The sequence below is a fragment of the Paenibacillus sp. CCS19 genome, from assembly GCF_033239625.1.
In the GTDB taxonomy this organism is placed as follows: Bacteria; Bacillota; Bacilli; order Paenibacillales; family Paenibacillaceae; genus Paenibacillus_T.
In genome coordinates this window covers 1-24,815 of sequence record NZ_BTCK01000003.1, presented here as the reverse complement: position 1 = coordinate 24,815, position 24,815 = coordinate 1, and the positions used below count along the sequence as shown (strand labels likewise).

At 50.9% G+C, this 24,815-nt stretch carries 21 protein-coding genes and 1 riboswitch; of the genes, 8 read left to right on the top strand and 13 right to left on the bottom strand.

Features of this window, described 5'->3' with window-relative positions:
* Nucleotides 1-6: 6 nt before the first annotated feature.
* The gene (locus SBI19_RS03660) at nucleotides 7-513 is read right to left on the bottom strand and encodes a PTS sugar transporter subunit IIA (protein WP_317965059.1); all 507 of its coding nucleotides are present in this window, start codon (nucleotides 511-513) and stop codon (nucleotides 7-9) included.
* 37 nt (nucleotides 514-550) lie between these two features.
* Nucleotides 551-1,420 carry a PRD domain-containing protein gene (locus tag SBI19_RS03655; RefSeq protein WP_317965057.1) on the bottom strand — a complete coding sequence of 290 codons (870 nt, stop codon included), beginning with the start codon at nucleotides 1,418-1,420 and terminating at the stop codon, nucleotides 551-553.
* A 344-nt stretch (nucleotides 1,421-1,764) separates the two neighbouring features.
* On the opposite strand from SBI19_RS03655, the gene SBI19_RS03650 reads away from it, so the two are divergent.
* The 4 genes from SBI19_RS03650 to SBI19_RS03635 all read left to right on the top strand — a co-directional run bounded on the left by SBI19_RS03650 (nucleotide 1,765) and on the right by SBI19_RS03635 (nucleotide 5,670).
* On the top strand, nucleotides 1,765-2,628 hold the full coding sequence (locus tag SBI19_RS03650) for a MurR/RpiR family transcriptional regulator (RefSeq protein WP_317965055.1): 864 nt from the start codon (nucleotides 1,765-1,767) through the stop codon (nucleotides 2,626-2,628).
* The gene (gene nagB / locus SBI19_RS03645; protein ID WP_317965053.1) at nucleotides 2,625-3,353 is read left to right on the top strand and encodes a glucosamine-6-phosphate deaminase; all 729 of its coding nucleotides are present in this window, start codon (nucleotides 2,625-2,627) and stop codon (nucleotides 3,351-3,353) included. The genes SBI19_RS03650 and nagB overlap by 4 nt, the downstream gene beginning before the upstream one ends.
* On the top strand, nucleotides 3,350-4,531 hold the full coding sequence (gene nagA / locus SBI19_RS03640; RefSeq protein ID WP_317965051.1) for an N-acetylglucosamine-6-phosphate deacetylase: 1,182 nt from the start codon (nucleotides 3,350-3,352) through the stop codon (nucleotides 4,529-4,531). Before nagB ends, nagA begins: the two co-directional genes overlap by 4 nt.
* Nucleotides 4,532-4,704: 173 nt before the next feature.
* Nucleotides 4,705-5,670 (top strand): alpha/beta hydrolase, encoded by a 966-nt coding sequence (locus SBI19_RS03635; protein ID WP_317965049.1) that lies wholly within the window; start codon nucleotides 4,705-4,707, stop codon nucleotides 5,668-5,670.
* A gap of 120 nt (nucleotides 5,671-5,790) precedes the next feature.
* Here SBI19_RS03635 and SBI19_RS03630 read toward each other — a convergent pair whose 3' ends face one another.
* Entirely contained in the window at nucleotides 5,791-7,656 is a 1,866-nt protein-coding gene (locus tag SBI19_RS03630; RefSeq protein WP_317965047.1) for an AbfB domain-containing protein, read from the bottom strand.
* A gap of 266 nt (nucleotides 7,657-7,922) precedes the next feature.
* Here SBI19_RS03630 and SBI19_RS03625 point away from each other — a divergent pair, with 266 nt between their 5' ends.
* Entirely contained in the window at nucleotides 7,923-8,324 is a 402-nt protein-coding gene (locus SBI19_RS03625; RefSeq protein WP_317965046.1) for a TerB family tellurite resistance protein, read from the top strand.
* Between the two features lie 119 nt (nucleotides 8,325-8,443).
* Here SBI19_RS03625 and SBI19_RS03620 read toward each other — a convergent pair whose 3' ends face one another.
* Nucleotides 8,444-10,609 (bottom strand): hypothetical protein, encoded by a 2,166-nt coding sequence (locus SBI19_RS03620; protein WP_317965045.1) that lies wholly within the window; start codon nucleotides 10,607-10,609, stop codon nucleotides 8,444-8,446.
* 200 nt (nucleotides 10,610-10,809) lie between these two features.
* Here SBI19_RS03620 and SBI19_RS03615 point away from each other — a divergent pair, with 200 nt between their 5' ends.
* A complete protein-coding gene (locus SBI19_RS03615) occupies nucleotides 10,810-11,307 on the top strand; it encodes a hypothetical protein (protein ID WP_317965043.1) in 498 nt (165 codons plus the stop codon).
* A gap of 61 nt (nucleotides 11,308-11,368) precedes the next feature.
* Here the strand turns inward: SBI19_RS03615 and SBI19_RS03610 are convergent, their stop codons facing one another.
* The 6 genes from SBI19_RS03610 to SBI19_RS03585 form a co-directional block, all read right to left on the bottom strand.
* Complete coding sequence (locus tag SBI19_RS03610; RefSeq protein ID WP_317965041.1) at nucleotides 11,369-11,800, bottom strand: hypothetical protein; 432 nt, start codon at nucleotides 11,798-11,800, stop codon at nucleotides 11,369-11,371.
* A gap of 9 nt (nucleotides 11,801-11,809) precedes the next feature.
* A complete protein-coding gene (locus tag SBI19_RS03605; RefSeq protein WP_317965039.1) occupies nucleotides 11,810-12,349 on the bottom strand; it encodes a LytTR family DNA-binding domain-containing protein in 540 nt (179 codons plus the stop codon).
* A 31-nt stretch (nucleotides 12,350-12,380) separates the two neighbouring features.
* The gene (locus tag SBI19_RS03600; RefSeq protein WP_317965037.1) at nucleotides 12,381-13,556 is read right to left on the bottom strand and encodes a serine hydrolase domain-containing protein; all 1,176 of its coding nucleotides are present in this window, start codon (nucleotides 13,554-13,556) and stop codon (nucleotides 12,381-12,383) included.
* A gap of 194 nt (nucleotides 13,557-13,750) precedes the next feature.
* On the bottom strand, nucleotides 13,751-15,265 hold the full coding sequence (locus SBI19_RS03595; protein ID WP_317965035.1) for a stalk domain-containing protein: 1,515 nt from the start codon (nucleotides 15,263-15,265) through the stop codon (nucleotides 13,751-13,753).
* A 163-nt stretch (nucleotides 15,266-15,428) separates the two neighbouring features.
* Nucleotides 15,429-19,199, bottom strand: coding sequence for a non-ribosomal peptide synthetase family protein (locus tag SBI19_RS03590; RefSeq protein ID WP_317965033.1), 3,771 nt, complete (start codon nucleotides 19,197-19,199; stop codon nucleotides 15,429-15,431).
* A 21-nt stretch (nucleotides 19,200-19,220) separates the two neighbouring features.
* Nucleotides 19,221-20,975 carry a methyl-accepting chemotaxis protein gene (locus SBI19_RS03585; RefSeq protein WP_317965031.1) on the bottom strand — a complete coding sequence of 585 codons (1,755 nt, stop codon included), beginning with the start codon at nucleotides 20,973-20,975 and terminating at the stop codon, nucleotides 19,221-19,223.
* Nucleotides 20,976-21,169: 194 nt separating this feature from the next.
* Nucleotides 21,170-21,256: riboswitch (cyclic di-GMP riboswitch) on the bottom strand.
* Between the two features lie 323 nt (nucleotides 21,257-21,579).
* On the opposite strand from SBI19_RS03585, the gene SBI19_RS03580 reads away from it, so the two are divergent.
* On the top strand, nucleotides 21,580-22,059 hold the full coding sequence (locus tag SBI19_RS03580; protein WP_317965029.1) for an RNA polymerase sigma factor: 480 nt from the start codon (nucleotides 21,580-21,582) through the stop codon (nucleotides 22,057-22,059).
* Nucleotides 22,060-22,062: 3 nt separating this feature from the next.
* Entirely contained in the window at nucleotides 22,063-22,677 is a 615-nt protein-coding gene (locus SBI19_RS03575; RefSeq protein ID WP_317965027.1) for a zf-HC2 domain-containing protein, read from the top strand.
* 72 nt (nucleotides 22,678-22,749) lie between these two features.
* On the opposite strand, the gene SBI19_RS03570 is transcribed toward SBI19_RS03575, so the two are convergent.
* Genes SBI19_RS03570 through SBI19_RS03560 form a run of 3 tightly spaced genes read right to left on the bottom strand, consistent with a single transcriptional unit; the run spans nucleotide 22,750 to nucleotide 24,503 of the window.
* Nucleotides 22,750-23,091, bottom strand: a complete 342-nt coding sequence (locus SBI19_RS03570; RefSeq protein ID WP_317965025.1) for a hypothetical protein — start codon at nucleotides 23,089-23,091, stop codon at nucleotides 22,750-22,752.
* Nucleotides 23,088-23,786, bottom strand: coding sequence for a CD3324 family protein (locus SBI19_RS03565; RefSeq protein WP_317965023.1), 699 nt, complete (start codon nucleotides 23,784-23,786; stop codon nucleotides 23,088-23,090). Before SBI19_RS03565 ends, SBI19_RS03570 begins: the two co-directional genes overlap by 4 nt.
* 12 nt (nucleotides 23,787-23,798) lie before the next feature.
* The gene (locus SBI19_RS03560; RefSeq protein WP_317965021.1) at nucleotides 23,799-24,503 is read right to left on the bottom strand and encodes a hypothetical protein; all 705 of its coding nucleotides are present in this window, start codon (nucleotides 24,501-24,503) and stop codon (nucleotides 23,799-23,801) included.
* Nucleotides 24,504-24,815: the final 312 nt, after the last annotated feature.

The window sequence follows — 24,815 nt, the reverse complement described above, 5'->3', positions numbered from 1 at the left end:
CAAATGTTATTTTCCTGACTTGAGATGAACCTTTAGAATTGCCGGCGCTTGCGCTTCGACATCGCCGCTTGCGCTGTCTACCGACTCCGTCATGTCCTCGTTCGCGACGACGATCGGCGTCACGACGGAATAGCCGGCTTCGCGAATGCGTTCCAAATCAACCTCGATAAGCGGCTGCCCTTTCTTCACGCTGTCTCCGGTTTTGACCAAGGGCTTAAATCCCTCGCCCTTCATCTCGACGGTGTTGATGCCGACATGAATGAGCAATTCCAGCCCCGATTCATGTTCGACAACGACAGCGTGCCCGGTATCGATCAGATGCCCGATCGTCCCATCGAACGGCGCTGTTACGGTACCTGATGTAGGTACAATCGCTGCTCCCGGCCCCATGTAGCCTTGCGAGAACGCTTCGTCCGGCACTTCAGCGAGTGGAACAAGCTTCCCGGCGAGCGGCGCGGCGATTTCCACCGTCATCGTTTTTGTTTTGCTGTTACCGAATAATTTGCCTAGCATATTCATGCACCCCTTGCTCTTGTCTAGTTGTAAAATGCTACTGCTGCTTCGTTTCGAATGTCTGAACGAACCGATTCAGGGCTAATGCCAAATATCCGGCCTCGTCCTCGATTGAACCTGCGAATCCAAGTGCATCCGCAGCCAAGCGAATCGCATCTGAGGCGATGCCGAATTCGTCCGGGTAGCTTTCGCGAATATGCGCTGTGAGCGGGTTCTTGGCCTGACGCCCCTCCGTCAACGACTCGAATGCTTCGCGCAGATGGGCGACGAGCCTGAGATAGCTTCTGCTGTCCCTCGGAATGTCGATGCGCAGCCCGCTCTCGATCCGCGCCACCGTATCATTGATGGCCGCCGCCAGAAGCGCCAGCCTTCCGACCGGCATCGTCACCGATGCGGAACGAACGTGCAAGGCCAGAAAGCCTGTTTCATCCTCCGGCACCTCAATGCCAAGCTTGCGTCCGATCATCTCCGCCGCAATGCCTGCGATCTCGAATTCCATCGGGAAGCCCAGCTTCGTCTCGAGCAGGAACGGATTATTGATCGCCATCCCATTGCGAAGCCGATAAGCCGCGAATTGAATATGATTGGGAAGAGCGAAGTACACTTTGGGATGGACAGGCGTACCGAGCCTCTCCTTCATCATTTCGATAATGCGTTCCGAAACCTCGATGACGTCCGGATCAAGGTCGTCGACTAGCGATTCGTACCGTTCTCTTGAATCCCCCTCGTCGAGCTTATATCTTCGCTCGATACGGGTGTCGTCTTTACGGATCACTGCTTCATTCTTACAGGCGAACCCCAAGCCTTTACCGAATAGGACGTACTCCTTGGAACTTAGCGGATCTACCGCCAGCACAACATTGTTACCGACGATCTTCTCCACCTTCATGCTGTCGCTCGACGTCAATCCTAATCCCTCCCCGTATCGTTAGATTTCCCTTTGAAACATCGGTTACACGAATCTGCAACGAAAAAAGCCGAGAAAAGGCGCCACTCCCTGTTAAGGGTTGGATCCTCTTCTCGGCTCATGCCTGCGTTCGCAGTAACACGCCGTTGTTGTAACCGTTACAAATATAAAAAAAGATAGCGCTTTCGTCAATGGGAAACTTTTGTCTAGTCGAGGGATAACTTTTCACAGTTGCGGTTTGCTGAGAGATCCGTTATCTTAGAAGCAGGCTATTTGAAAATTATTTTCTTAAAATATAAAGAAACTGTGAAATTTATTTTCTTGCAATGAAAGGAGCCGCAAATGTGAGCTTACTAACGACTATTCGTGACAAAATGGACAGCTTTAATCCAAAGGAACGAGAGCTGGCGGCTTACCTCCTCTCTAGGCCGCAGGAAGCATCTCGTCTGACGATTACTGAGCTCGCCAAGGAAGCTGGCGGAAGCACGGCGACGGTGTCGCGGTTCTGCCGCACGCTTCGGTTTCAGAGCTTCACCGAATTCAAAATGCAGCTTGCAGGCGAGCTGGCGCAGCCCCCTGACACAACCAAATATCAGGACATTGTGGCAGGCAATCCGCTTGCCGACATCGTATCGGCCATTACGGTCAATCATCTCCGATCGATAACGGACACGACGCACATCCTAGACATCGCAGAGCTTCGCAGAGCGATTGAAGCCCTGCACGCCGCCTCGCGGATCGATCTGTACGGGGCCGCGACATCGGGTCTCGTCGCGCAGGATTTCTTCCATAAGCTCATTCGAATCGGTAAGGCAGCCGCCGTGTTCACGGATTCACACATGCAGCTCACTTCCGCTTCTTCATTATCGGAGCATGATGTTGCCATCGGCATCTCCTATTCCGGGGAGACACTTGAAACCATTAACGCGCTGCGGTGCGCCGCCGATCGAGGCGCGACGACCATCTCGATCACCCGCTTCGGCGCCGAGGGATTGACCGATCACGCGAATATCCGGCTGTACACGTCCTCCTCTGAAGCCGGCATGCGCCGGGGAGACATGGCATCGCGGATGGCCATGCTGCATGTGATCGACATTCTATTCACTGGCCTTGTCAGCGAGCATTTCGACGATTATGTCCCGCGGCTGGAGCGATCCTTCCAAACGGTCACACAATTTACAGGAAAAAAGGAGCGAACAACCCTATGAATATCCTCACTTTCGATTCGGATGACAAATTGAATGAAGCCGGCGCAGGCATCATTACAGGCGTTGTACAAACAAATAAGCGTGCAGTGCTGGGTTTGGCGACAGGCGGAACGCCGGTCGGCCTGTATAAGCATGTGGTGAGCGATTTCAAGCGCGGCATGTTCAGCTTCAAGAACGTCACGACATTCAACCTGGACGAATATATCGGATTGCCTGACGACCATCCCGAAAGCTATCGCTCCTACATGAGGCAGCATCTGTTCGATCATATCGATATCCCGCTGACTCAAGCGCATATTCCGAATGGCAACGCACCGGAACCGAAAGCGGAATGCGCTCGCTATGACGAGATGATCGAAGACGCCGGCCAAATCGACCTTCAGCTGTTAGGTCTTGGACATAATGGCCATATCGGATTCAATGAGCCTGCCCATGCGCTCATTCGGGGAACGCATGTCGTTGACCTTGCGGAAGAAACCCGCCAAGCGAATGCTCGCTTCTTCGATTCTATCGATCAAGTGCCCAGCCAGGCCATCACGATGGGCGTCGGTACGATTCTGAAGGCGAAGATGATCCTGCTTGTCGTTAAGGGCGCGGACAAAGCCGACATTGTGCAGCGTGCGCTGCAAGGGCCGATCACGACCGATTGCCCTGCTTCCCTGCTGCAGACGCATCCGCATCTGGTTGTGCTTCTCGATCGGGCGGCAGCGGAGAAGCTGGCATGAGCGGCCTTACAGCTGTAAACCCGCTCATACTGAAGAACGTTAAACTTGTTACGCCAGATGGCGTACTGGAGGATGGCTGGATGAAGCTGTCCAACGGCTGCATTGAGTCGTTGGGCAGTGGAACAGCGCCTGCAGCACTCGGCGAGATCGAGGTCATCGACGGCAACGGGAGTTGGGTTCTCCCCGGCTTCATCGACGTTCACGTTCACGGCGGCGCGGGGCATGATTTCATGGATGCCGACGAAGAAGGGCTGCGCGCGATTACCAGATTTCACGCAAGCCACGGAACGACAGGCATCCTCGCCACTTCGCTGACAGCATCCCGCGATGAGCTTACCGATGTCCTCGACCGCGTCAGCCGGTTCATGGCAGCGCCTATGCCATATGCGCAAGTGCTCGGCGTTCACTTCGAGGGTCCATTCGTCAGCGATAAGTGGAAGGGCGCGCAGAATCCCGAATACATTCTGCCGCCGCAACCCGAATGGCTCGAGGAGTGGGTGAGCCGCTATCCCGGCGTCATCCGGCTTCAGACGCTCGCGCCGGAGTCGGAGGGCGCGCTCGATTATATCGAACGCTTGGACAGCCACGGCATCGTCCCCGCGTGCGGTCATACGGATGCGACGTATGACCAGATCATTGCAGCGGCGGATCGGGGGCTGCGCCACGCGGTCCATACGTTCAACGCGATGCGCCCTTATCATCACCGCGAGCCGGGCACGGTCGGCGCCGTCCTGACCGACGACCGTATCATCGCCGAGGTGATCGCCGACGGCCATCACGTTCATGCCGCAGGCATCGAGCTGCTGCGCCGCGCCAAAGGACCTGACCGTGTCATCCTCGTCACTGACGCTATGGCTGCTGCAGGCATGCCGGACGGCGATTACCGCTTAGGCGAGCTCCCGGTTACGATGACATGCGGCGTTGCGCGGCTGACCAACTCCGGCAATCTCGCGGGCAGCACGCTCACGATGATCGGCGCGCTGCAGCATATGGTTCGCGAGATTGGCGTTCCGATTGCGGACGCGAGCCGCATGGCAAGCGCCAATCCGGCTCGTCAGCTCGGCATCGACAGCGTTACGGGTACGCTGGAAGTCGGCAAACGGGCCGACGTTCTGCTGCTGAGCGACCAATTGGAGCTCGAGCGCGTATGGATCGGCGGACAAGAAATCGTCCGCTGATTCGCACGGACCGCAAACTTAAACCACCGTACGAAGCCTAGCTTCGTGCGGTGGTTTTTTTACAAACGTACCGCTCCAACTGCTCAATGCGGGACTCTATGATCTGTTCTATCACTTGCTTTTATGTAATAATTTAGTAATTGTTGCATTCGCGAGAAAGGGGCCCTCCTCTTATGAAGTATGTTGTAAGCCTAGCCTTATTTGCCGCTATCTGTTTGCTCATCCTGGCCTTCTACCCGGAATCGTCCACGCCTCAGTCGGAAGCTCCTGCCTCCGCTGGCAGCTCCACGAATGCACCTGAACCCGCTTCCATTCCCTCCGAACAAAAGCAATCGTCCCTAAGCTCGACCGTTGAGCGAATCCGTATGGATAGCAAGCTGCTCGGCCAGGAAATGCACGCATCCGTCTACCTTCCTCCCGGCTACAGCACCGATGCCCAGTATCCTGTGCTCTACTTATTCCACGGCTACGGAGGAAGCTATGGCGACTATGCAGCCTACCTCAGTCTCCAATCGGTTATGGATCGTCTTATCCAGAGCGACCTAATCGAACCGCTTATTATCGTTGAACCGGAATACCGCAACAGCTTCGGCGTCAACTCCAAACCAGGCGAAGGCCAGGACCCCGGCAGCGTCAGCATCGGCCCCTATGAAGACTATTTGATGCAAGAAGTCATCCCCTACATCGATACGCATTACAGCACCCAAGCTTCCAGAGCAAGCAGATCCATTGGCGGTATATCCATGGGCGGCTACGCCTCGTTGTACCTTGGTCTGAATCATCATGACTTGTTTAGCAAAATCGGAGCACACAGCGCCGCCCTATGGAACTATACGTCCAGCGACCAGTTTACCGACCAGCGAGATTGGCTCTACGCGAATGATGCTTTGCGCTCGCTTCGAGACCCCTTCAAGCTGGCTGAAGACCCTAGCAGGCTGCAAGACATGAAGATCTACCTCGATGCAGGGGCTAACGATCAGCTCTCCGTGCAGGATTACGCATTCTACGAGCTGCTGCAGGAACAGAATGCCGACGTGGTCTGGTCGAGCACACCCGGCGGACACAACGGGGCGTATTGGGGCGGCATGCTGGAGAAATACCTATTGTTCTATGCGGGCATTTCGGGTGATTCTGAATAGTAGTCGTTTAAAAAGAGACAGTCCCCCCTGAGCCGCAGTAGAAGCTCGGATAGGACTGCCCCTTGAAGCGTCAGGGCCGTCAAGGCTTATTCAGCCTTGGGGGTTGACTATGACATTCGACTAGAAATTCGTTCGAGTGAACGTGGCGTCGCTCTTCGTCGTTGCCGCGCTCGACGACGTAATCTGGTCCAGCTGCAGCACGTAGTTATAGTGGCGGATATAATAACCAGGCTGGCTGTAAGACTGGAGCGAGATTTTGGAGCTGTCAGCCCAACCCGATGCAATTAGGAAGGTCGCATCCGCTTTGTAGGCTGTCGTGTCCGCGAAGGCTTCCAGCACGATCTTGTTGCTTGAATTGCGTTTCAGGAAGTAGCCAGGGTAGTTAACCGACTCCAACGACACGCCTGACGAGCTGGCCAGACCCGGAACGACTCGGAACTGCGAATCCCCTGCAGGCGAGACGTTTGGATCGATCCGCGCGGCAAAGTTGGAATGGCGAATGGAATAGGTCGGGAAGTTATACGATGCGAACGTGCTGTAGCCTGTCGCTTCCGCCGTGGAAGGACCGAGCAGCTTCACCTCATGAAGCGTTGGCGTATACCAGTTGTTCGGGTTGTTGAACAACACCGCCGTAACCATATTGATACGGACGTAACGGGCAGTGAAGTGTACCGCGTCGGTCGTGAAGCCGTATCGCGTATTGCCCGTCAGATCAAGCGTCGAATAGGTCGAGCCGTCGTTGCTGATTTCGATTTTGTATTTGTAGTAGCCCTCCGAGCCCTTATACATAAACCAAGAGATGTCCACCTCGGTAATTGTCTTCACCGATCCAAGGTCGACCTGCCACCATGCCGGCCAAGTGCTGGATGAAGCCGCCCACGAGTTCGTGTAGTTGCCGTCGTTCGCGTTCGAGGCAGCTGATCCCGATGCAACGGAGCTGGCCGTGGCCGTCTTGCCTTGGGCATGGTTCAGAAGCGAAGGCGTCGTGACGACGCCGGTGGCGGCATCGAATGACCAGGTCGTGTACCACTCCAGCGTTGCCGTTCCAGCTGTATCGTTGAGCGTCAGCGGCAGCCAAATATGCTTGTGATCGCTCAGGTTCAGCGGATTCCAGCGATCGGCCATATAGATGTAAGACGTCCCGCTGCTGCCCGTTATTGTCGCGATATCATGAATTTGCGTACCGAATGCTGAAGGGTTGCCGAAGTTGGTCAACGCCGACCATGTGCCGGTCATCGAGGTAGCCGTGGCGTAAGCGCCCTGGTTCGGATACCAGCCGGATGCTTGCGAGGTGAACAGGTAGTAGCGCGAGCCTTTCTTCACGACTGCCGGCGCTTCGCGGTAGGCGTTCTCGAACAGCCAGCCGACGAACGTCGTAACGCCCGTGTAGCTCGCGTTCATTTGGAACACGGCCATCGTATCGTTCGCGCCGCCGTTCTTGCGGGACGCCGAGATCAGATAGCCCGTACCGTTCGTGTCGACGAATACGGTCATATCGCGGGACTCGTAATCGAGCGGACGGAAGCTGCCTTGATACGAGAAATTGCCGTCCGGCGTGCTGCTCGTCGCTACTGCGACGCGAGCAAGGCCGTAATCCGTACCGTTCTCATAATGCGCCCACAGCACATATTTGCCTGTAGAGGCATTGTAAATGACCTTCGGACGCTCGATTTTGCTGCTATTGAGCTCGGCGGCCGAATTTTTCGTCAGAATCGCGTTCTTGAACGTCCAGTTCTTCAAATCCGTCGAGGTATACACATTAACGCTGTCGAACGTGCCGTTAACCGCGTGCTCACCGTAAAGATAATAGGTGCTGCCGATCTGCAAAATGTTGCCGCTGTTCGCATTGATCGGATTGCCTGCGGTGTCCACCCAATCGGTACCGTTCGTAATGCTGACGCTCGCGGCATTCGCCCGCTCCGGTGATAGGCCGAGCAGTGATACGAAGAAAGCGATAAGCAGGATGCCAATCAACCCTTTCTTCATTTCATCATCCACCTCCAATGGTATATAATAAATAGGGTAAGCGCTTTCAACTACATTCTAGTCCGCGGTCTATTGTTTACAAGTGAACAATTGCTGTGTAAATGAACAAATCGTACAAATTTCGGCGATCAAGCTGTGTACATTTCGGAGCGCTCTGAAGGAACTGTACATTTCTAATGCTGAAACGATAGGAATACCGCGGCTGATGTCGAAAACTATGATCATATGATCAACCGATGACTATAACAGATAAGGGAGCTGGCAGCGTGTTTTTACACTTCTTGCAACAGAAAGAGCATAAGGAGTCATTCCTCGAGCTGGCGAATATCGTAGCTAACGCCGACGGCTTCGTGAACCTGAAGGAGAAAGGCGGACTGCGCATGATCGCGGCGGAGCTGGATTTGCCGGCGGCGGCTGCGACTTCGCGCTCGATTGCTGATATTCTAGGCTGCGTACAGGATGAACGTGTGCAGCATATTTTCTTAGTAGAGATTCTATTGTTGTGCTATGCCGATGGCGACTTCAATGACGACGAGAAGGAAGTCATCATGGAGATGAAGCGGCGGTTCAATATCTCCGACGAGAAATACGAGGCGTTCAAGGAATGGGTCATTCAGCTGGACAAGCTGAAGATCGAAGGCGTTAAGCTAATCCTCGATATGCCGTAAAATGAAAGGGCCGGAAGCCACCATCATGGTGTCTTCCGGCTATTTTTTGCCCAGCGGAATCATTATAAGAAAAAACCGGATGCCCAAGTGCAGGACTGTCCGGTCATCATCCTTACTGCTTACTGTATGTCTTTATGTTTGAACCATACGTCCAGGTACATCGAAACGTCGCTGAAGTAAACATTGGATTTGCACCATACCTCGCCTGACTCCGACACAAACGTATCGCTGACATACAGTTCGGTGTACGACCCAAGCGTCCCCATTTGTTCGCTCTCCGTGGAATGATCATTGTATACTTTGACGCCATCGTTACTGTTGTACAGATATTCGTAGAGAAGGCTATCCGCTGTCGAATTGGCTGCATCGATGATCGCTTGCTTCTCTTGTTCTTTCTTGTATTGCTCCTTCTTAGCGGCCACAGCTTTGGTCAGTTCTTCTTTGGTAACGCGCTTCAGATCCGTAATAGAATCCTCTGCATCCTCCGAATAATAATGTCCCTTGAGATTATTCTTATCAACTACTTCCATCGTGGCCATATCGTCCGAATCTTTGGTGAACGACATTTCTACCGTGTTCGGAGTGGCATTCAACAGCTCGAATGGACGTGTCACATCATCCGGTCCGCTATCATAAATGATATACTTCAAGTCCTTCGTTATCTCCACATACCAGTCATACGATTCTCCTTCTGCATCCACGGATGCATGCCAGCTTCCGACGAGTTGGTCGATCGTGACGAGCTTCTCGAATAACATGACGTTAAGGAAATGAATCGAACTGTATGCGTCGGTCTTCTCGATGACTTTGACCGCTTCGGGTTGATTTTTTGTTTTCAAGAAGAATTCGTTATCCGTCGTTTTGAATGCGATATATTTCAGGCTTGGATCAGCCGAATATTCCTCGACCTTATCTGCAATCTTAACCTTTTCTTTAACCGGGCTTGCAGGCAGCAGCGCTGGTGCAGCAGCAGTCGCTCCGGCCTCCTTCTCCTTGTCTTTCAGCTCTTTCTCCGCCTTGTCCTTAGCGGCCAGCGCGGCTTCATCCAGCGTAAGATCAACGGAAGCTAACGTCTTCTCTTTGCTCAACATGAGGATCGTCTGGTTATAGAGATGCGCTTCGCTAACATCGCTTGCGACCTTTGCCTTCTCTTCCCCGGAACGCTGAATGAACAAGTTATGATCCGAATCGAGGAAGATGACGCTCGTTCCGTCCGGCGCAACATTGAAAGATTTGATATCGTCCGCAATCTTTACTTTCTCGGCCGGATTAAGAATCTTAAGCGCTGCCGGAGCCTCCGAAGAGTCCGCTTCTTTCTTTTTCTTATCGCCCGCATCCTCGGCATCCGTCAATTCTTTCGCATACAGCGTCTTATCTTCATTCAAGAAATAAATATAATCGCCCAGTGCCGTGAATTCGAATTGTTGAACGTCCGAGGCAAGCTTCGCTTTCTCGTATCCGTTCTTCATCAGAATGAGTTCGCCCTTCGACGAATCGCTTCGGTAATCGTCAAGATAAGCGAGCGTCTTGCTGTCTTGGGTATATACCACTTGACCAATATTCGAAGACGCCAGCTTTTCTTTATCTACAGCATTCGCATACTTAATGTAAACGTCATTCTCTGCATTCTGGTAGATGGTCACGCTGCCGTCTGGACTCGTCCGATACACAGACACATCGGATCCGATCTTTTCTTTGTCGGTCACATCCGCAGCTTTGCGATACAGCGATCCGTCCGCCGTTACGAAGGTTACAACCTTGCCGTCCTTCGAAACCTCGTAGTTATAGTTGCTCACATCAGAGGAAATCTTCTCTTTCTCGCTGCCTCTGACCATTCGGTACAGATCTCCGGTTGAACCGGTGTAGTCTTTGGCAACCGTTGATTTCAGGAACAGAATCGTCGTCTCATCCTCGGAGTGCACGATCGAATCGCCATAGACATCCGTCGCAATTTGCTCGCTCGGCTTGCCCGCTTCCTTCTGGTAAAGCGTATGCTCTTTGTCGATATACATGGCAACCTTTGCATTGTACATGTAACCGAATTGGTCCTTAAGTACATTGGAGGCGATTTTCTCTTTGTCTGCGCCCCCCTTCTGGATATATAGATCTCCGAGGCCGTTGGCCATATCCGTCATCACATACAGAAGAACTTCGTCCTTCGCAATATTAACCGATGGATCCTCTTGATACTTCGGACCATTGTCGACAGCTTTATCTCCCGCTTTCGAACAGCCCGCTAACACGATCATTAGTACTAGGACTATGTAACCAAATTTTCTAAACACGGTGGCAAAAATCCCCTCTTTTATTGGATATATGTAGGACACAGTTCCTAATACTAGCACCATTAATAGGAAGTGTAAACTATCATTTCTTCCATTTTAGGCAATGGCCTCTTTTGTTCAAATTAGACCGTTATCCGGTTGCCTATCGATCTGTACCCTTCATATATGATGGGTAGATGTACCTTGAGAGGGGATTCGAGATGGCTGTTATTTTCAAGCGAATCGGAAATACCGCGATATTCTCCGCAGATGCCGAGACGAAGACCAAATATGGTATCCTGGAGGTTAACTTTGTAGAGACCGAGCGCGTAGCGCAAGGCATCGTAAGCGGTGTGCTGCAGATCTCCTTGAAGGGCAAGCCTTTGGTTGTTGTTTCGAGCAGCGGCAAGCCGAAGAAGTGCGGCTGCGACTGCAAATCCAAAGGCATTAGGCAGCGGATACAGGTATACGACCGCAGCAAGCTTAGAGAGCTTGGTCCCGCATTGGCGCTAGTCTTCCGCAAGCTGAGCAGTGAGCTGTCCGCATCCCGGTCGAGGAAGTCGAGTGCTGAAGCTGCTGTGCCTTGCTTTATCCGAGTCCCATTATGCCGCCTGGCATACTCCCAATACATTGTGGCTTGCCGACTCAGAGGCAGAAACGCTCAAGAATGCTTGCAGGAGGCTGAAGCGATCTACAATAATTGCAAGGGCAATTGCTAGACAGCGTCAGGATGACAAGAAGAAAGCCGCCGGGGTTCCGGCGGCTTTTGTATAGAAGAAGCTACTTATCTTTAATCAAAGCCTTGAAAGATGCCAGCTTCCTCTGCGCTCGCCGGTACATCATGTAATCGAAGAAATTGGCTATACATACGACGCCAAGCACGATTAATAATACGGTCATGAATTGCCCTCTGTCTGCTTTACTATAACCCACGATTAGAACAAAAGACCCCATAATAAGTGTGGTAACGATCAAGGCAATAAGGTTGTTAATAAAGAAGTACGCCCGCGCCTTCGCCATACTGATCGGGAGCTTCAATGTGAGCCACTCCGTTATGAAACCAATAATGAACCCTATGCTCCCGCTGGCCAATGCCTGCAGAACCCTGTATTCGACAGACACATCCGAGCGGGTCTGCAACTGCAGCATTACACCGAGAAAGAGGCCTAGAAAAAAGGACTTTATAACGTTCTCTAAATGAATTTTCTCCATAATCGTCACCTATATGTTCAATGTGTTTCTAAGCTTCTTCGAGAACATCTTAGACACTTCGAGCTCTGCGTTATTATCCATGCGAAGCACGTATCTGGAATTGAACCAAGGAATGATCTCTTTCACCTGAAGCAAATTAACGAGCTGCGATTTGTTGATTCGGATAAACCCTTTGGCCGCCCAGAGGTTCTCGTAATATTGCAGCGTTTCTTTGACACTGTAACGATTGGACTTCGTATAGGCCATCAGACCATCGGAACCCGCTTCTAGATAGACGACATCCTTAGGTTCAATTACAGCAAACTTGTTATCGATCAAGCCCGTCAGCGTATTCGCATACTGTGTATCTTCCCTAATGCCGGATACCAGCAGCTTCACCACGTCCATGTAATCGATAGCATCAAACACAATGCAGCGCTTGCCCTCGGGCAGAGCAAATCCTTGCTCAACGAGCACCCAGTCGCTGTCTGTCGTAACCTCGATATGATGCTTGGACAGCTCTTGCTTCAATTTCTCATACACTTTAGTCGAGCACAATAATTGAACCATTAGGTCTCCTAATGACAAATACTAGAGTTGTTTATTCTATTGTCATCCTATCATAAATCATTCGTATTGTTACCAATTCCTCAATCGCTTTCTCTGCAAAATCAAGCGATCCGAAATTCGCCGCAAAATAAGTGTCATTATCTTTATCGTACAAGACATACGTTCCCGTAGCCCCGACGGCGCCATACATAGCTGTCAGTCCGCTGAATCGTAATAGAAACGACAACTCGCTCAGGTCGAACATCATCATGCCCATGCCATAATAAATCCCTTTGTCGTAACGGTATTGGAAGTCGGTCATCTGGCTGTAGGTCTCGTCAGACAACAGCTTTCCATTCTCCAATGCTTGCATGAACATGAGTAAGTCCGCCATCGTAGTCACGACGCCGCCGCCTGCCCAGTCAACCGATAACGCGTCTCGGCTGCTCAAGTCGACGCCATTCACATAGATTCCAATGATATCAGCAGGTTCATCGCGGTAGAACATCAAGTAGCTGTCCATCATGCCCAATGGCTCGAATATCCGCTCCTGCAAGATGTCCGAATAAGGCTTGCCCTCAATCGCCTCCAGAATAAGTCCAAGCAGAATATATCCGGTATCCGAATAGTGAAATTGTTGTCCCGGACGCCCCACAGGCTCCTGATGGTCTCTCGTGAAAGCGACCAATGATTCCGGTGTAAACGCGAGGTCTGGATTAGACGAGATCAGCTCCAGCATTGGTTCCCCGCTCTTCACCGGCCCTTCGAAATAATCGGCGATTCCCGATGTATGGCTCAGCAACTGCCTTAAGGTGACTAGATTGCTATAGTCCGTGCCGTCTATCTCGAATAACCCTCGCAGCATGTCCGCATCCAGCCAAGCGCTGATTGAATCATCGAAACTGATCTTGCCTTCGTCTACCAACAAACCAAAGATCGCGGCACACATGGTTTTGCCAACGCTCGCCGAATGATAAGGACTGTCGGCTTGAACCGGTTGATCGGAAGTTTGATTGACCGTACCTACCGCAAATTGTTCATGATAACCGGTCTTATTCGAGTAAATCGTCAACAAGGCGCTGGATAGCGAATCGCTGCTTTCCACAACCTTCACGAGATGTTGTTGTATTTTCTCATTAACAGCCTCTCGAGATATCGGCCTATTCATATAAGCCAGCACCCCAATCACAATGATTCCGCCGACCGCAATTCGAATGGCTGTCTTCATATAGACCACCTTTCACCGCATTGTTATACCCTTAATCTAATCGGTGATTTATGGTTTCGATATGCTTTGGGGCTAAGCGGTCATTATTGGCGGGTAAGACGACTTTATTGCGGTCTGACTGCAAGGCATAGAAAAAACATCGCCGCAGTCTATACGAACCACGGCGATGCTTTCTTTGAAATACTTATCCGGTCTTATTTGGTCACTTCAAAATACATGACGTTATTGTTATCGATCGCAACGAATGTCGTAGACGATAGCGGGATAATTTGCGTGCTGGAGATTGTACCGTTATCCACGTTCAGCATGAAACGCAAGTTGCCCGCTGGATCGAGACTATAAACCGTACCGCCTGTTGTCGATATATACGCGTTGCCGTCGCCATCCACGACAAGCGTACTGCTGAACAGACTATACCCTCTGTTCTTCTCCTTCAGCGACTGTTCGAAAATCCACAACGGTTTCGTCCCCGTCTTGTCCATCCGTTTCAGCGAATTCTCCTCATAAGTACTCACATAGTTTCCTCTTGTGTAATCCATATAGGGGGACCCGACCGAATTTAACTGGCCATCTTCGATACGATAAGAGCCGCCGTAGTATAGCATTAAGCCCTCAGAAGTAATATCCGGCTGAAAATAACCTTCCGCCGTCCACAGCGCTTCACCTGCAGCATCGACTACAGCATAGCCGGCGTAATTCTGAATATAAAGACGGTTCTCGGAATCTGCCGATATCGTCAACCCATCCTCAAAGGCAGACAGCGTACCCTCCTCTGTAGACCACCCCGTACGAACCCACTGCCGTTCACCCTGGGCGTTATATGCAGCTAAACCTTCCTTCGTGAGTACGATTAAGTTGCCGTTCTTATCCACTGCTGCGTTGATATATAGAAAATCTAAGGAAGGCTTATTATCGATATAAAATATCGACTCAACATTACTATCTAAATAAAGATCGATGCCTTGCCACTTGCGGCTGTCATCATCCGAACGTGCAATGATATCATAGCCATTTGAACTCTTTCGTGCCTCAAATTCATAGCTCGCACTTTGGTAACCCTCTTCTTCATAAAGCTTATGTCCGCTATAATCCGTATCAATGCGTTGGTCTCCAAAACCCTTAAAGATCAACGTTTGGTTCGGACCAACGTATCCCGTGTATTGCTGATGCGGACTCTCATCCTTAAACGACCATTTCAGTTTCACATTGCCGCGATGCTGGAGCGTAATCGGCAAGTCTTTATCATTCGTAATCGGCAGCTTCTCTTTAACCGTCAGATCGATGGAATAAGAACGAACGTTAATAATCTTAGCGGAGACGTTCTTCTCGATTTCGGCGCCGACGAGCTTGTTCGCGATTTGAACAGGCACGTACACCGTGTTATTAATCAGCAGGGGGGCTTGGTCTAATGTAATCGCAGCGCCGTTAAGCTTTGCGCTCTTGGACCCGACAGTAAGTGTAAACTTCTTCTTTCCTCTTGTACCCTCGACTTTTTGTTTCTTGCTATCGACCGTCATCTTCGTATCCAAAGCTTCGAACAAGGGGATGATAGAGACGTAAGTCATGCCATTCTTCGACTGTGGAGCAAGTGCGGCAATCTTCATCCCATCGACGGTTACCCCGTAAGCCGTAGGCTCGGCGGCTGTCGCGCTTGAACTGATCGATAGAAAGAGCAATAAGGCGATTACGATTGACCAGCCAGACTTCATGTAGACTTCTCCCTTATTAGTAAAATATAAAATGGTCGACCTTGAGAAAGTATACCACTATTTAGTAGTTTCGGATGGGTAATATTGTTTATTTAGCTGTCAAAATAAAAAACTAGAAGGGCACCCCATAAGGATGCCCTTCGCATTTAAATATACGATCTTCCTACAGTCGCTCTTGTGCAGCTTGTGCGGCTGCAGCCGTTAAAGCCAGTGCTGTCGGTAAACTTTGCTGCGGCTGCGGGAAATAGCCGACGTAGTTGGCACAAGCGATCAGCTTGTGAATGAACGATAGATCGGTGTAGGCGCATCGAAGACTCGTCGGCTCCAGCAGCGAGATGGTCGTCTCGCAATCGTAGATGTATTCCGAGTCCCTCGCTCCATCACCCTCCAGCATTGCCATAGCAAGCTCAAGCGCCTCTTGGCTCTTCGCGATAGCCGGATCGAACAGCCATTGGACGTACTTGCCGAACTCCATCGTTTCCACGCTGTATCCGCATTTGTTAATCATCTCGATCAGTTCCATGTAAGTGATCGGATTCGGGTTGCAGATGTGGAATACGCGCCCGACTGCTTCTTGGTTCAGCATAAGATCGGTAATCGTGCTGCTTGCATAATCAACAGGCGTAACATCGATGTAGCAGCTGATTTCCGGCGCTTTGCCCAGCAGCAGCATGCCCTTGATCATTCGATAGAAGGCATTGCTCTCTATGTTAGTTTGGAATTTGCCCGACAAGGAGTGGCAGGCGATATTCCCCGGCCGATACACGCTGACGGCAAGCCCTTGCGAGGCGGCGGCGAACACAAGCTTCTCCGCTTCCAGCTTGCTGTTCGTGTAGACGTTGTCCACATTTAGATTCGCATCGATTGCGCCCGACTGTTCTACGGACTCCCACTTCCCGTCCAATGCCAATTGCTCGGGAACGCCGATCGTCGAGATATGATGGAAGCGTACGCCTGGTCTGGATTGAGCGAGTTCGAGCAAATGCCGAGTAGCATCGACGTTAGATTTGAAAATCTGTTCCTCATCGCCTAGATGTCTTACGTCGGCGGCAGCATGAACAACTGTGTCGATCTGGCTGTACAGCATCTCCTTGTCTTGCGGTGACAACCCAAGCCCGGGAATCTCGAGATCGCCCTCAACCACTGTAACGCGCTCGTTCATCAGGAACAGCAGGCTGTCGCCGAAATATGTTCTCATGACATCCCATAGTCGATCCACAGCGGATTGTTCATGCGATCTGCGAACGAGTGCTGCGATCCTGGCTTGGCTTTTCTTCAACAACTCATAGAGAATATGAGAGCCGAGATAACCTGTCGCTCCGGTCAATAATATACATGCAGGTTCGCTATGCTCTGCATTCGAAATGGTTGAGCCTAGCATTCTTGGATATTCACGCAGCAGCTTAATGCTGCCGTCCCGCGCTGCCCCTACACCAGATGCAGCTTGTCCCTGCTCGGCCAGTTGTTCCATCCAGCCGGCTAACTGCCCAATCGTTCTGTATTGATAGAGATGCTGTGTTTCAAGCGCTGGACACTGCGGCTTGAGACTGACAAGCACTTGAATGGCAGCTAGCGAATCGCCTCCAATACGGAAGAAATCGTCCTCGATGCTGGCCGCTTCTTTACCCAATGCCTCCTTCCAGGCATGAGAGATACGCTTCTGAACCTCCGTATGCGGCCGCATGGATGGGTCCGCCAGAGATTGTTCTTCTTCTTCAATCGATGAAAGCTCGTAAGCGGCCAGCTTCTTGCGGTCGACTTTGCCCGTTGGGGAGAGCGGCATCTTATCGAGTCTGCTTAACCATTTGGGCACATAATAAGCGGGCAGCTTCTCTTTCAGGAAAACGCGCAGCTCTGAAGATGACAATCGATTGCCGTCCTTGGAGGTATAGTAACCGACGAGCGCTAACTGTCCGTTCGGCTCCTTGACTGCAACGACAGCCGTTTCCTGTATATTCGGATATTTAGACATGACATCCTCGACGGCGCCAATCTCGATCCGATGTCCTCGGATTTTGACCTGCGTATCTCTGCGGGTGACATATTCCAGCGTTCCATCCTCCAGCAGCTTGACGATATCTCCGGTTCTGTAGACCTTGGTCCCCGGCTTGAATGGGCTGGGAACGAACACTTCTGCCGTCTTGTCCGGTTTACCCAGATACCCTCGGGAGAGACCAACGCTCTCAACCAGCAGCTCGCCGGGAACGTTCGCTGGGCACAACTGCATGGCCTCGTTAACGACATACACTTTGTAGTTGCTGTTCGGCAATCCGATTGGAACATGGGTCAGCCCATCTCGCACCGGCGAAGGGATCCGATAGTAAGTCGTTCCCACTGTGCACTCCGTAGGTCCGTACAAATTGTACACGGTAATTCTGCCATCGGTTTTCTTCTGGAATACCCGGACCTGCTCCCCGTACAAAGCCTCGCCTGCGGTCATAATCGTTCTGACCCGATGCAGCCTGCGGAAGTCCTCTTCCGAGAGCACGGAGGCGAGCTGATTGAAGAACACGGTCGGGACGAACGGGATGAACGTCGTCTTCGTTCGTTCCAACACGGATACGAAGGCATCTACCGAAACCCGCTCCTCAGCAGAGAGCAGATGCAGATGTGCGCCGCTGAACAGCGCGCAAATCATCTCCGAGACAGATGCATCGAAGCTGAACGATGCGAACTGCGTCACAATATCGCGCTCCGTAATCTCGAATTCCTTCCGACTGAAGACGCCTAGGTTCACTACCCCTTGATGAGCCAGCAGCGCACCTTTGGGCCTTCCCGTCGAGCCCGATGTGTAGATGACATAAGCCAGATCGTCCGGTGCGATATCTTGCTCTGGATTGGAGGCGCTGTAAGCCTCTAGATTCTCCGCCGAATCTACGGCAACAACATGCTTCACCGTACCGAGCTTTTCCCCAAGCTGCTCCGCCCGCTTCAGATGAGATTGCTTCGTTAGTATGTATCCTGCTCTCGTATCCTCCAGAATATAGCTGATGCGCTCTTCGGGATACTCAGGGTCTACGGGAACATACGCCCCCCCTGCCTTCAGAATGCCGAGCAGGCTGACAATCGTATCCGTGCTTCTTTCCATGAAGATCGTCACCAGGTCGCCTTTGCGTATCCCTTTGCTTAACAGCAGGTGAGCGACTCGGTTAGCTTGCTCATTCAACGTCCGATACGTATAAGCGTTCTCCGCCGATGAAACAGCCTTTCGATCTGGATACTGCCGAACCACATTCTCAATAAATTGATGAATGGTTAAGTCAACAGGATAATCCAAATCAGTATCGTTTAATTTGTCGTACAGGGCGTATTCCTCTGCAGACAACAAATCAATCGTCTCAATATTCACGGTTTCATCGGTTAGAGCTGCCTCCACTATCTTGCTGTAGGCATCTATATAACGACGAATGGTCGACTCCTTGAATAGGGACGTATCGTAGTGCGCTTGCAATCGTACTTCCTGGCTTTCGCCTAATAGCAACCAGCTTAAAGGCTGTTCTGTATTGGAATCCGGCTTTCCGTCAATGATAAAGCCGGTATTCGCCATCGAATCGCCGTATTGATATCCCGGCCTCTCGAGTTGTTCAAGAACTCTCTTCAGGATAGTCCGAAACGATCGATCCTTCTCCAGAGAGATCAGCATATAGAATTCGCCTTTATCCGGCATGGATACCCCAACTGCGATATCGGTCTCTCCGCCGGAGAACCGGTAGAGAAGGGAGGCATAGACAGCCAAGAAAAACGCGTTACGTCTCTGTTCATCACGCACATTGCCTGAATAAGACGCCAGCAGATCTTCACGAAGCTCCACATTCATACTTTCAAACGTATACGTTCTTAATTGACGTGCGCCGTCCATCGGAAGCAGCACAATCGGCAGTTCGTAATCTTGTACGTCATCTGTTGTTGGTCCCAATTCAGTATTCTTGACCATTATCTCCCCTCCTGTCCTGTGCTATTTGGTCTTAACGCGGAATGTCTCGATCTGTTCTTTCAATTTCTCTGCTACCGACGACAGCAGGTTGGACGCCTCTACAATGGAGGACAAACGCTGCTGCTGCGCCTCAACGGAATGGGTGATCTTCTCCGTTCCCGACGTCGTTACATCGACGGTTGCACTTAGTTCATCTGCGGATGCGGCCAGCTCTTCCGTTGCCGCAGACATTTCCTGCGCAGCGCTGGACACTTCCTGGGTTTGCTCCGAGACGTTTCTGGTCGCTCTCGAGATTTCAGTGAATAGGCTGCTCGTTTCATGGGCCAAGGACATCCCCTTCTCCACGACGCCAGTTCCGTATTCCATCGATTGTGCCGCATGTTGAATGCTGACTTGAATTTCATCGATCAGCGTCGAGATTTGCTCAGCCGATTCTTTGGACTGCTCAGCCAGCTTCCGCACTTCCCCTGCGACGACAGCAAATCCACGGCCGTGTTCGCCTACACGCGATGCCTCAATGGCTGCATTAAGCGCCAGAAGGTTCGTCTGTGTGGCAATTCCGCGAATCATCACGAGGATACTGCCGATTTCATTGGATCTCTGATTCAACAATTCCACCGTTTGCGAGACATTGTTCACGAACCCGGAGATTTCTGACATCTGATCCACCATATTGCTAACGGCGGAATTGCCCTGCTCGGATTTGGTCTCCATGTCTGCCGCTTCTTCTGCCAGACTGGACGAGTTCTGTGCTACCGATTGAATGACGGTCGTCATTTCGGTAATCGCGCGTGAGCTGTCCCGAGCAGACTGCTGCTGGGTTAGAATATTGTCGGCAATCATCTTCACGTTGTGATGGATCGATTCCGCCTGACGGTTGTTATCCTCTGTCGTGAGGTACAACGTTTGGGCAGATTCCGCCACTTGCGAAGAGAGCTCCTGAATTTTAATCATCGTACCATTCATCCGGCGAACCATCTGATTGAATTTGTCGTTGACGATTCCTAGATCATCAGTGCCTGCCGCGATCTCCACATCGAGATCTCCTGCACTCACCTTCTCGATGCCCGCCATAAGCAACTTGATAGGGGACAACGTTCTCCTCACGACGTAGTACTGAACAAGCAGCACAATAACGAGGAAGACTAACATGATCAGGAGGCTGTAAGTAAGAAGCTCGTGGAGCCCGCTGTTAATCGCGCTGGCGTCCGCATCCGCTGCGAAATAAGCGAATATGGCACCCGTCTCGTCTTTGATCGGGTAAGCGATCGTCGTCCATGTACCGAAATCGTCGGAGTAAATATCGGAGAACGTCGGCTCTCCCGTCTTCATCATGCTTTGCAGCGTTTCGACGATAACCGGCGGCTGCTCGATCATATCTTTGGCCGTCAATTTCATTTCCTTAAGCGGCTCCAAGAGAGCGGTAGGAACAGCAATCTGCGACGTCTTATTCCCGTCCAGCAGTTCCGTGCCACTTACATAAGCTTGTGCAATGTTCGGATTGTACTGGTTAACGGAGTCGAGGATAGGTCTGAGCTTGAGTTGTTCTGCACCTTGGAAGTCCTGCTCCTGCAACGATGCACGGGCCATCTCCGGTTTAATTTGCTTCGACCATTCTTCGGTGATCGTCTTAATCTGCTGATGGAGCTGGTCGGTCAGTATGTTTTTCTCGATATAGTAGCTAGAAACAATAAGAATGGTGCCGATCAAAATAATGTTAATGGAAGAGAACAATAGATTCTTGGCGAAAAAGGACATTCGTATTCTGCTTTTCACTTACGTTACCTCCGATATTTTGTGAAGTACAGGAAATGCTAGATGTCAACAAGATAAGCGTCCTTCATGTAAGGGCTGCCTCTATCACTCCTTCCACGGTTGCTCAGCACGTACCACCTCGAAGTCTCTGAACGCAAAAAGGCTGCTCGTACGAGCAGCCGTTGTCACAACTAGACATCATTTTGTCCATACGCTTCGGCAGCCCGGCTGTCATCGTTCCGTAGAACCTTAGACCCGCGGCTTTGCGGCCCTGACTTTCGTCAAGTGTGCTATTATCGGTCACCCTACCAATGTACTATTTTTCCAGCTTATTTACAAGGAAAACCATTTCATTTTTCGACAAAATGTTTTGTAAAGCCTAACTTCAAGTCGACTACTTTCGACAATTTGTCACATTAATAGTTGTTTATTGCCCGTATTTAAGGGTTTCTCTCATCATTTTACCGAGCAAGTTAATAGGAATTAACGATCAGATAGAGGCGGTTTACCCGCTATTGGGCCTCCCTTAAATTCTTGCATCCTACCTTATCAGCCGATATTATTTTCCAATAACGATGTAACGAATCGCTCATTAATCGGATATATGAACGAAGGAGGTGAGAAAGTGGCGGAGGATCTAGAGGAGATTTATAGGAATCATGCACAAAATGTTTTTCGCTATTTGCTTAGTCTGACGCATGATGAAGACTTGGCCGAAGAGCTGACCGAGGAAACTTTCTATCGTGCCGTATATTCGATACATACCTATAACGGCTCCTGCAAGATCAGCGTCTGGCTCTGCCAGATCGCCAAGCATGTATGGTACCAGGAGCTTGAGAAGAGACGAAGGCGACCCACCCAGGAGCTGCATGAGAATATTCCATCTCCGGGCATATCGCCAGAGGAGGATGTGCTGCGCAAGACCAGCAAAATGGACTTGTACAGGGCCATTCACAAGCTGGGCGAGCCTATGCGGGAGATTGTTCATATGCGAATTTCCGGCGAGTTCTCTTTTGCAGAGATTGGTGAAATCCTAGGCCGGAGCGAGAACTGGGCACGCGTCACTTTCTACCGAGCCAAACAAAAACTTATGGAGGTGCTGTAACGAATGAAGTGCCATATCGCCCAAGATCTCATGCCAAGTTATTTGGACGGCTTGCTAAGTCAGGAGACCGAACAGGACATGCGGCAGCACTTGGAGGAATGCGAGGCTTGCCGTTCGCTTCATGCCAAGCTATCCGCTTCGATCGACACCGCCAAGCCGCACGAAGCCAAGAAGGAAATTGATTTTCTGAAGAAGGTAAGAAGAACAATGACCAAGAAAGCAGTGGCCGTATTCGCCGTGCTTCTGGTGGTTGTTGCCCTGTTAACTTATCTTTACGCTATCGGCTCAACAGTCAATAAGCAGGATCTCGTCTATACAACCAGCATTGTCGGGGACACGTGGGAAATGAATATGGAGCTGAACAACGGCAAAGCTCTGCTTGTACATACGGAACCGATCTATGGTGACGAGGACGATAAAGGCATCAAGCCGATTGTAGGCGTACTCGTCACCCCGCGTGAACTGCTGCCTTCGCCCATTCTGGAGAGCGGCAACACTTCCTTCATGTATGGCACCACAATCGACAGCTTCACCAAGTACAATCATAAGGTCGTCCTCCGGCTGGCTGACGGTGACATCGTTTTCACCTCAAGTAACTATGACGCGCAGCAGCGTTGAACGCTCGCTTAGCATAGGAGGCCGCCGAATCATTCGGCGGCCTCTGGGTCGTGATAACTTTATGGAATGGAATTATAGCTTGGCACAAATTTTCTCCAATTGACCATATGCGGTCTTCTCTAACTCCTTGGCTTCTGTCAGAAGACTGATCGCATCCTTCCTTCTGAACGGGTCTGCGATCGGTTCATGCGGCTGCATCCATGGGAACAACTCATTCAACCGCCGATAGATGGCGCTGATTGCTGCATACGTCACCGCGGCCTCTCCGAGCTCCATCTCCAGCTCGGGAATCTCCAATTGCATCTCCCGCAGGAACTGTTCCGCATGGTGACGGCTCTCCTGCCACACGTCCACGAAATACCCCATATAGAATCCATGAATCGCTGCCGTTCTGACTGAATCAATCCAAGTCATCCTTCGTTCACGTAGAAAAAGACATTGCCGTAATGCTTATTGAACCTGCTGTAGTCGGCATTGCCTCTCAGCACAATAATGGACGGATAGGCGTTTACTCTACGCAGCTTCAATGAAGCAAGAAGCTCTTGCTGCACGGTACAGCTGAACTTCCCTTCCTCGTATTGCACAAGAAGCGGCGGCTGCGTGTTATTGGGGTCATCTTGGCCAACAGCAGCCCCGACACCGGTCTCCATTCCAATAGGCTGAATGAGACGAAGGGGGAACTTCACAACGCCGAAGAAGAGAGGCTCTCCCTTCAAGAAATCATCGACATCGGAAACGGCCCTATGCGTAAACATCAAATAGTATTGAATCCATTCCTCGAACAGTCCCGCATTCGCATATTGAACGGCAGATGCCACGGTCGGAGCATACGTCAAATGGCTTGCGGCTTTCTTCGAATAAATAATCTTCTTGATCGAATCCATGGATAAGAAGTATTCATCCGCAAGCTCTGATACGGTAATCCCGTGGGCATACTTGTTGCGGATCATGCGATTGCGCTTCAGCAATTGATCCCGGTAACCCGAGGCCTCTCCCCATGATCGCTTGTCCTCGCCGGAGGGAACATAGAGCAGCTTTCCCGCAGCGTATTTCTGAACCTCTCTCAGCAGCTCCTCGGGGAGCACATCGATCGCATTCTCGTATCTCATCCGATCACCATTTTACAAGTTATAAATTCGATCCTTCAGTTCGCTCATCGATTTCATGATGGAGATGCAAGACTCCTCATCATCAATGGACGCATGCCACCGCAAAACATGCAGACCTTTCATATAGCCCATACACAGGAATCTTTCCTTGAAATCTGGAACGGGAATACCTCTCCTATCCAGGTACTGAACGAGCAGTTCCGGGATTTTCATATAGGGCTTATGCAAATCCATAATCGCGAAGTCCATTAGGAAATCGCTGATGCTCGCAAAGGTCCAGTCCGGAAATCCGACCGTTGTTTTGCCGTCCGTAATCATTTTGTTGAAGAACGTATAATCATTGACCAAATAACGCTGTCCCTCGCAGTAAGAAATGCGGGCCTCCATCTCCTTATAATAGTGATCGAAGAACTCTCGCTCAAGGAGAGTTGTATCGAACAATTCCGTCCAATTGTACCAGTACCCCTCTTGATCCTCTTCAAATGTGTCGATGGCATACTCCCTGAATGTTGTATACGCTGTCTTACACTGCTCATCTAACTTTCCATAACCCTCCACGCCCGAAATATCCGACGCATGAATCTCCAGGATCTTGTCGAAGAACAGCTCGTGGCAATCCCGGAACTGCTCCGGGGTCAATTGATCGGCATCGAATCCATCCGGCGTCATGTTGACCTTCTCGGACAAGATCGATCTAAGAATATGGTCTCGGCTCATTGTATTTGCTCCTTCGCGATTCTCATCTCAATTCCACCAGCTGCGCATCTGATGGGATAAGAATACCATTGGAAACCGCTCAGAGATAGGTTATGTATATCTTAAACTGACTTTACACGACGCGTTACCGGATCGAACATTAACGCAAAAAACACCTCCAAGATCAGCCCTCCTCTCTTACGACAGGATCGCCTTCTCTTGAAGGTGTTATATTGAGGTCCCATACCATGGGCAAAAGTTATTGTCATATCGGGATGACACGATTTGAACATGCGACCCCCTGGTCCCAAACCAGGTGCTCTACCAAGCTGA

What these genes read in the sequence shown, in the direction of transcription:
- SBI19_RS03565 (WP_317965023.1), bottom strand. Translation starts at nt 23,786, where the DNA reads ATGAGATACGAGAATGCGATCGATGTGCTCCCCGAGGAGCTGCTGAGA.
- SBI19_RS03570 (WP_317965025.1), bottom strand. Translation starts at nt 23,091, where the DNA reads ATGACTTGGATTGATTCAGTCAGAACGGCAGCGATTCATGGATTCTAT.
- SBI19_RS03630 (WP_317965047.1), bottom strand. Translation starts at nt 7,656, where the DNA reads ATGAAGAAAGGGTTGATTGGCATCCTGCTTATCGCTTTCTTCGTATCA.
- SBI19_RS03560 (WP_317965021.1), bottom strand. Translation starts at nt 24,503, where the DNA reads ATGAGCCGAGACCATATTCTTAGATCGATCTTGTCCGAGAAGGTCAAC.
- SBI19_RS03610 (WP_317965041.1), bottom strand. Translation starts at nt 11,800, where the DNA reads ATGGAGAAAATTCATTTAGAGAACGTTATAAAGTCCTTTTTTCTAGGC.
- SBI19_RS03600 (WP_317965037.1), bottom strand. Translation starts at nt 13,556, where the DNA reads ATGAAGACAGCCATTCGAATTGCGGTCGGCGGAATCATTGTGATTGGG.
- SBI19_RS03635 (WP_317965049.1), top strand. Translation starts at nt 4,705, where the DNA reads ATGAAGTATGTTGTAAGCCTAGCCTTATTTGCCGCTATCTGTTTGCTC.
- nagB (WP_317965053.1), top strand. Translation starts at nt 2,625, where the DNA reads ATGAATATCCTCACTTTCGATTCGGATGACAAATTGAATGAAGCCGGC.
- SBI19_RS03660 (WP_317965059.1), bottom strand. Translation starts at nt 513, where the DNA reads ATGCTAGGCAAATTATTCGGTAACAGCAAAACAAAAACGATGACGGTG.
- nagA (WP_317965051.1), top strand. Translation starts at nt 3,350, where the DNA reads ATGAGCGGCCTTACAGCTGTAAACCCGCTCATACTGAAGAACGTTAAA.
- SBI19_RS03595 (WP_317965035.1), bottom strand. Translation starts at nt 15,265, where the DNA reads ATGAAGTCTGGCTGGTCAATCGTAATCGCCTTATTGCTCTTTCTATCG.
- SBI19_RS03575 (WP_317965027.1), top strand. Translation starts at nt 22,063, where the DNA reads ATGAAGTGCCATATCGCCCAAGATCTCATGCCAAGTTATTTGGACGGC.
- SBI19_RS03605 (WP_317965039.1), bottom strand. Translation starts at nt 12,349, where the DNA reads ATGGTTCAATTATTGTGCTCGACTAAAGTGTATGAGAAATTGAAGCAA.
- SBI19_RS03590 (WP_317965033.1), bottom strand. Translation starts at nt 19,199, where the DNA reads ATGGTCAAGAATACTGAATTGGGACCAACAACAGATGACGTACAAGAT.
- SBI19_RS03615 (WP_317965043.1), top strand. Translation starts at nt 10,810, where the DNA reads ATGGCTGTTATTTTCAAGCGAATCGGAAATACCGCGATATTCTCCGCA.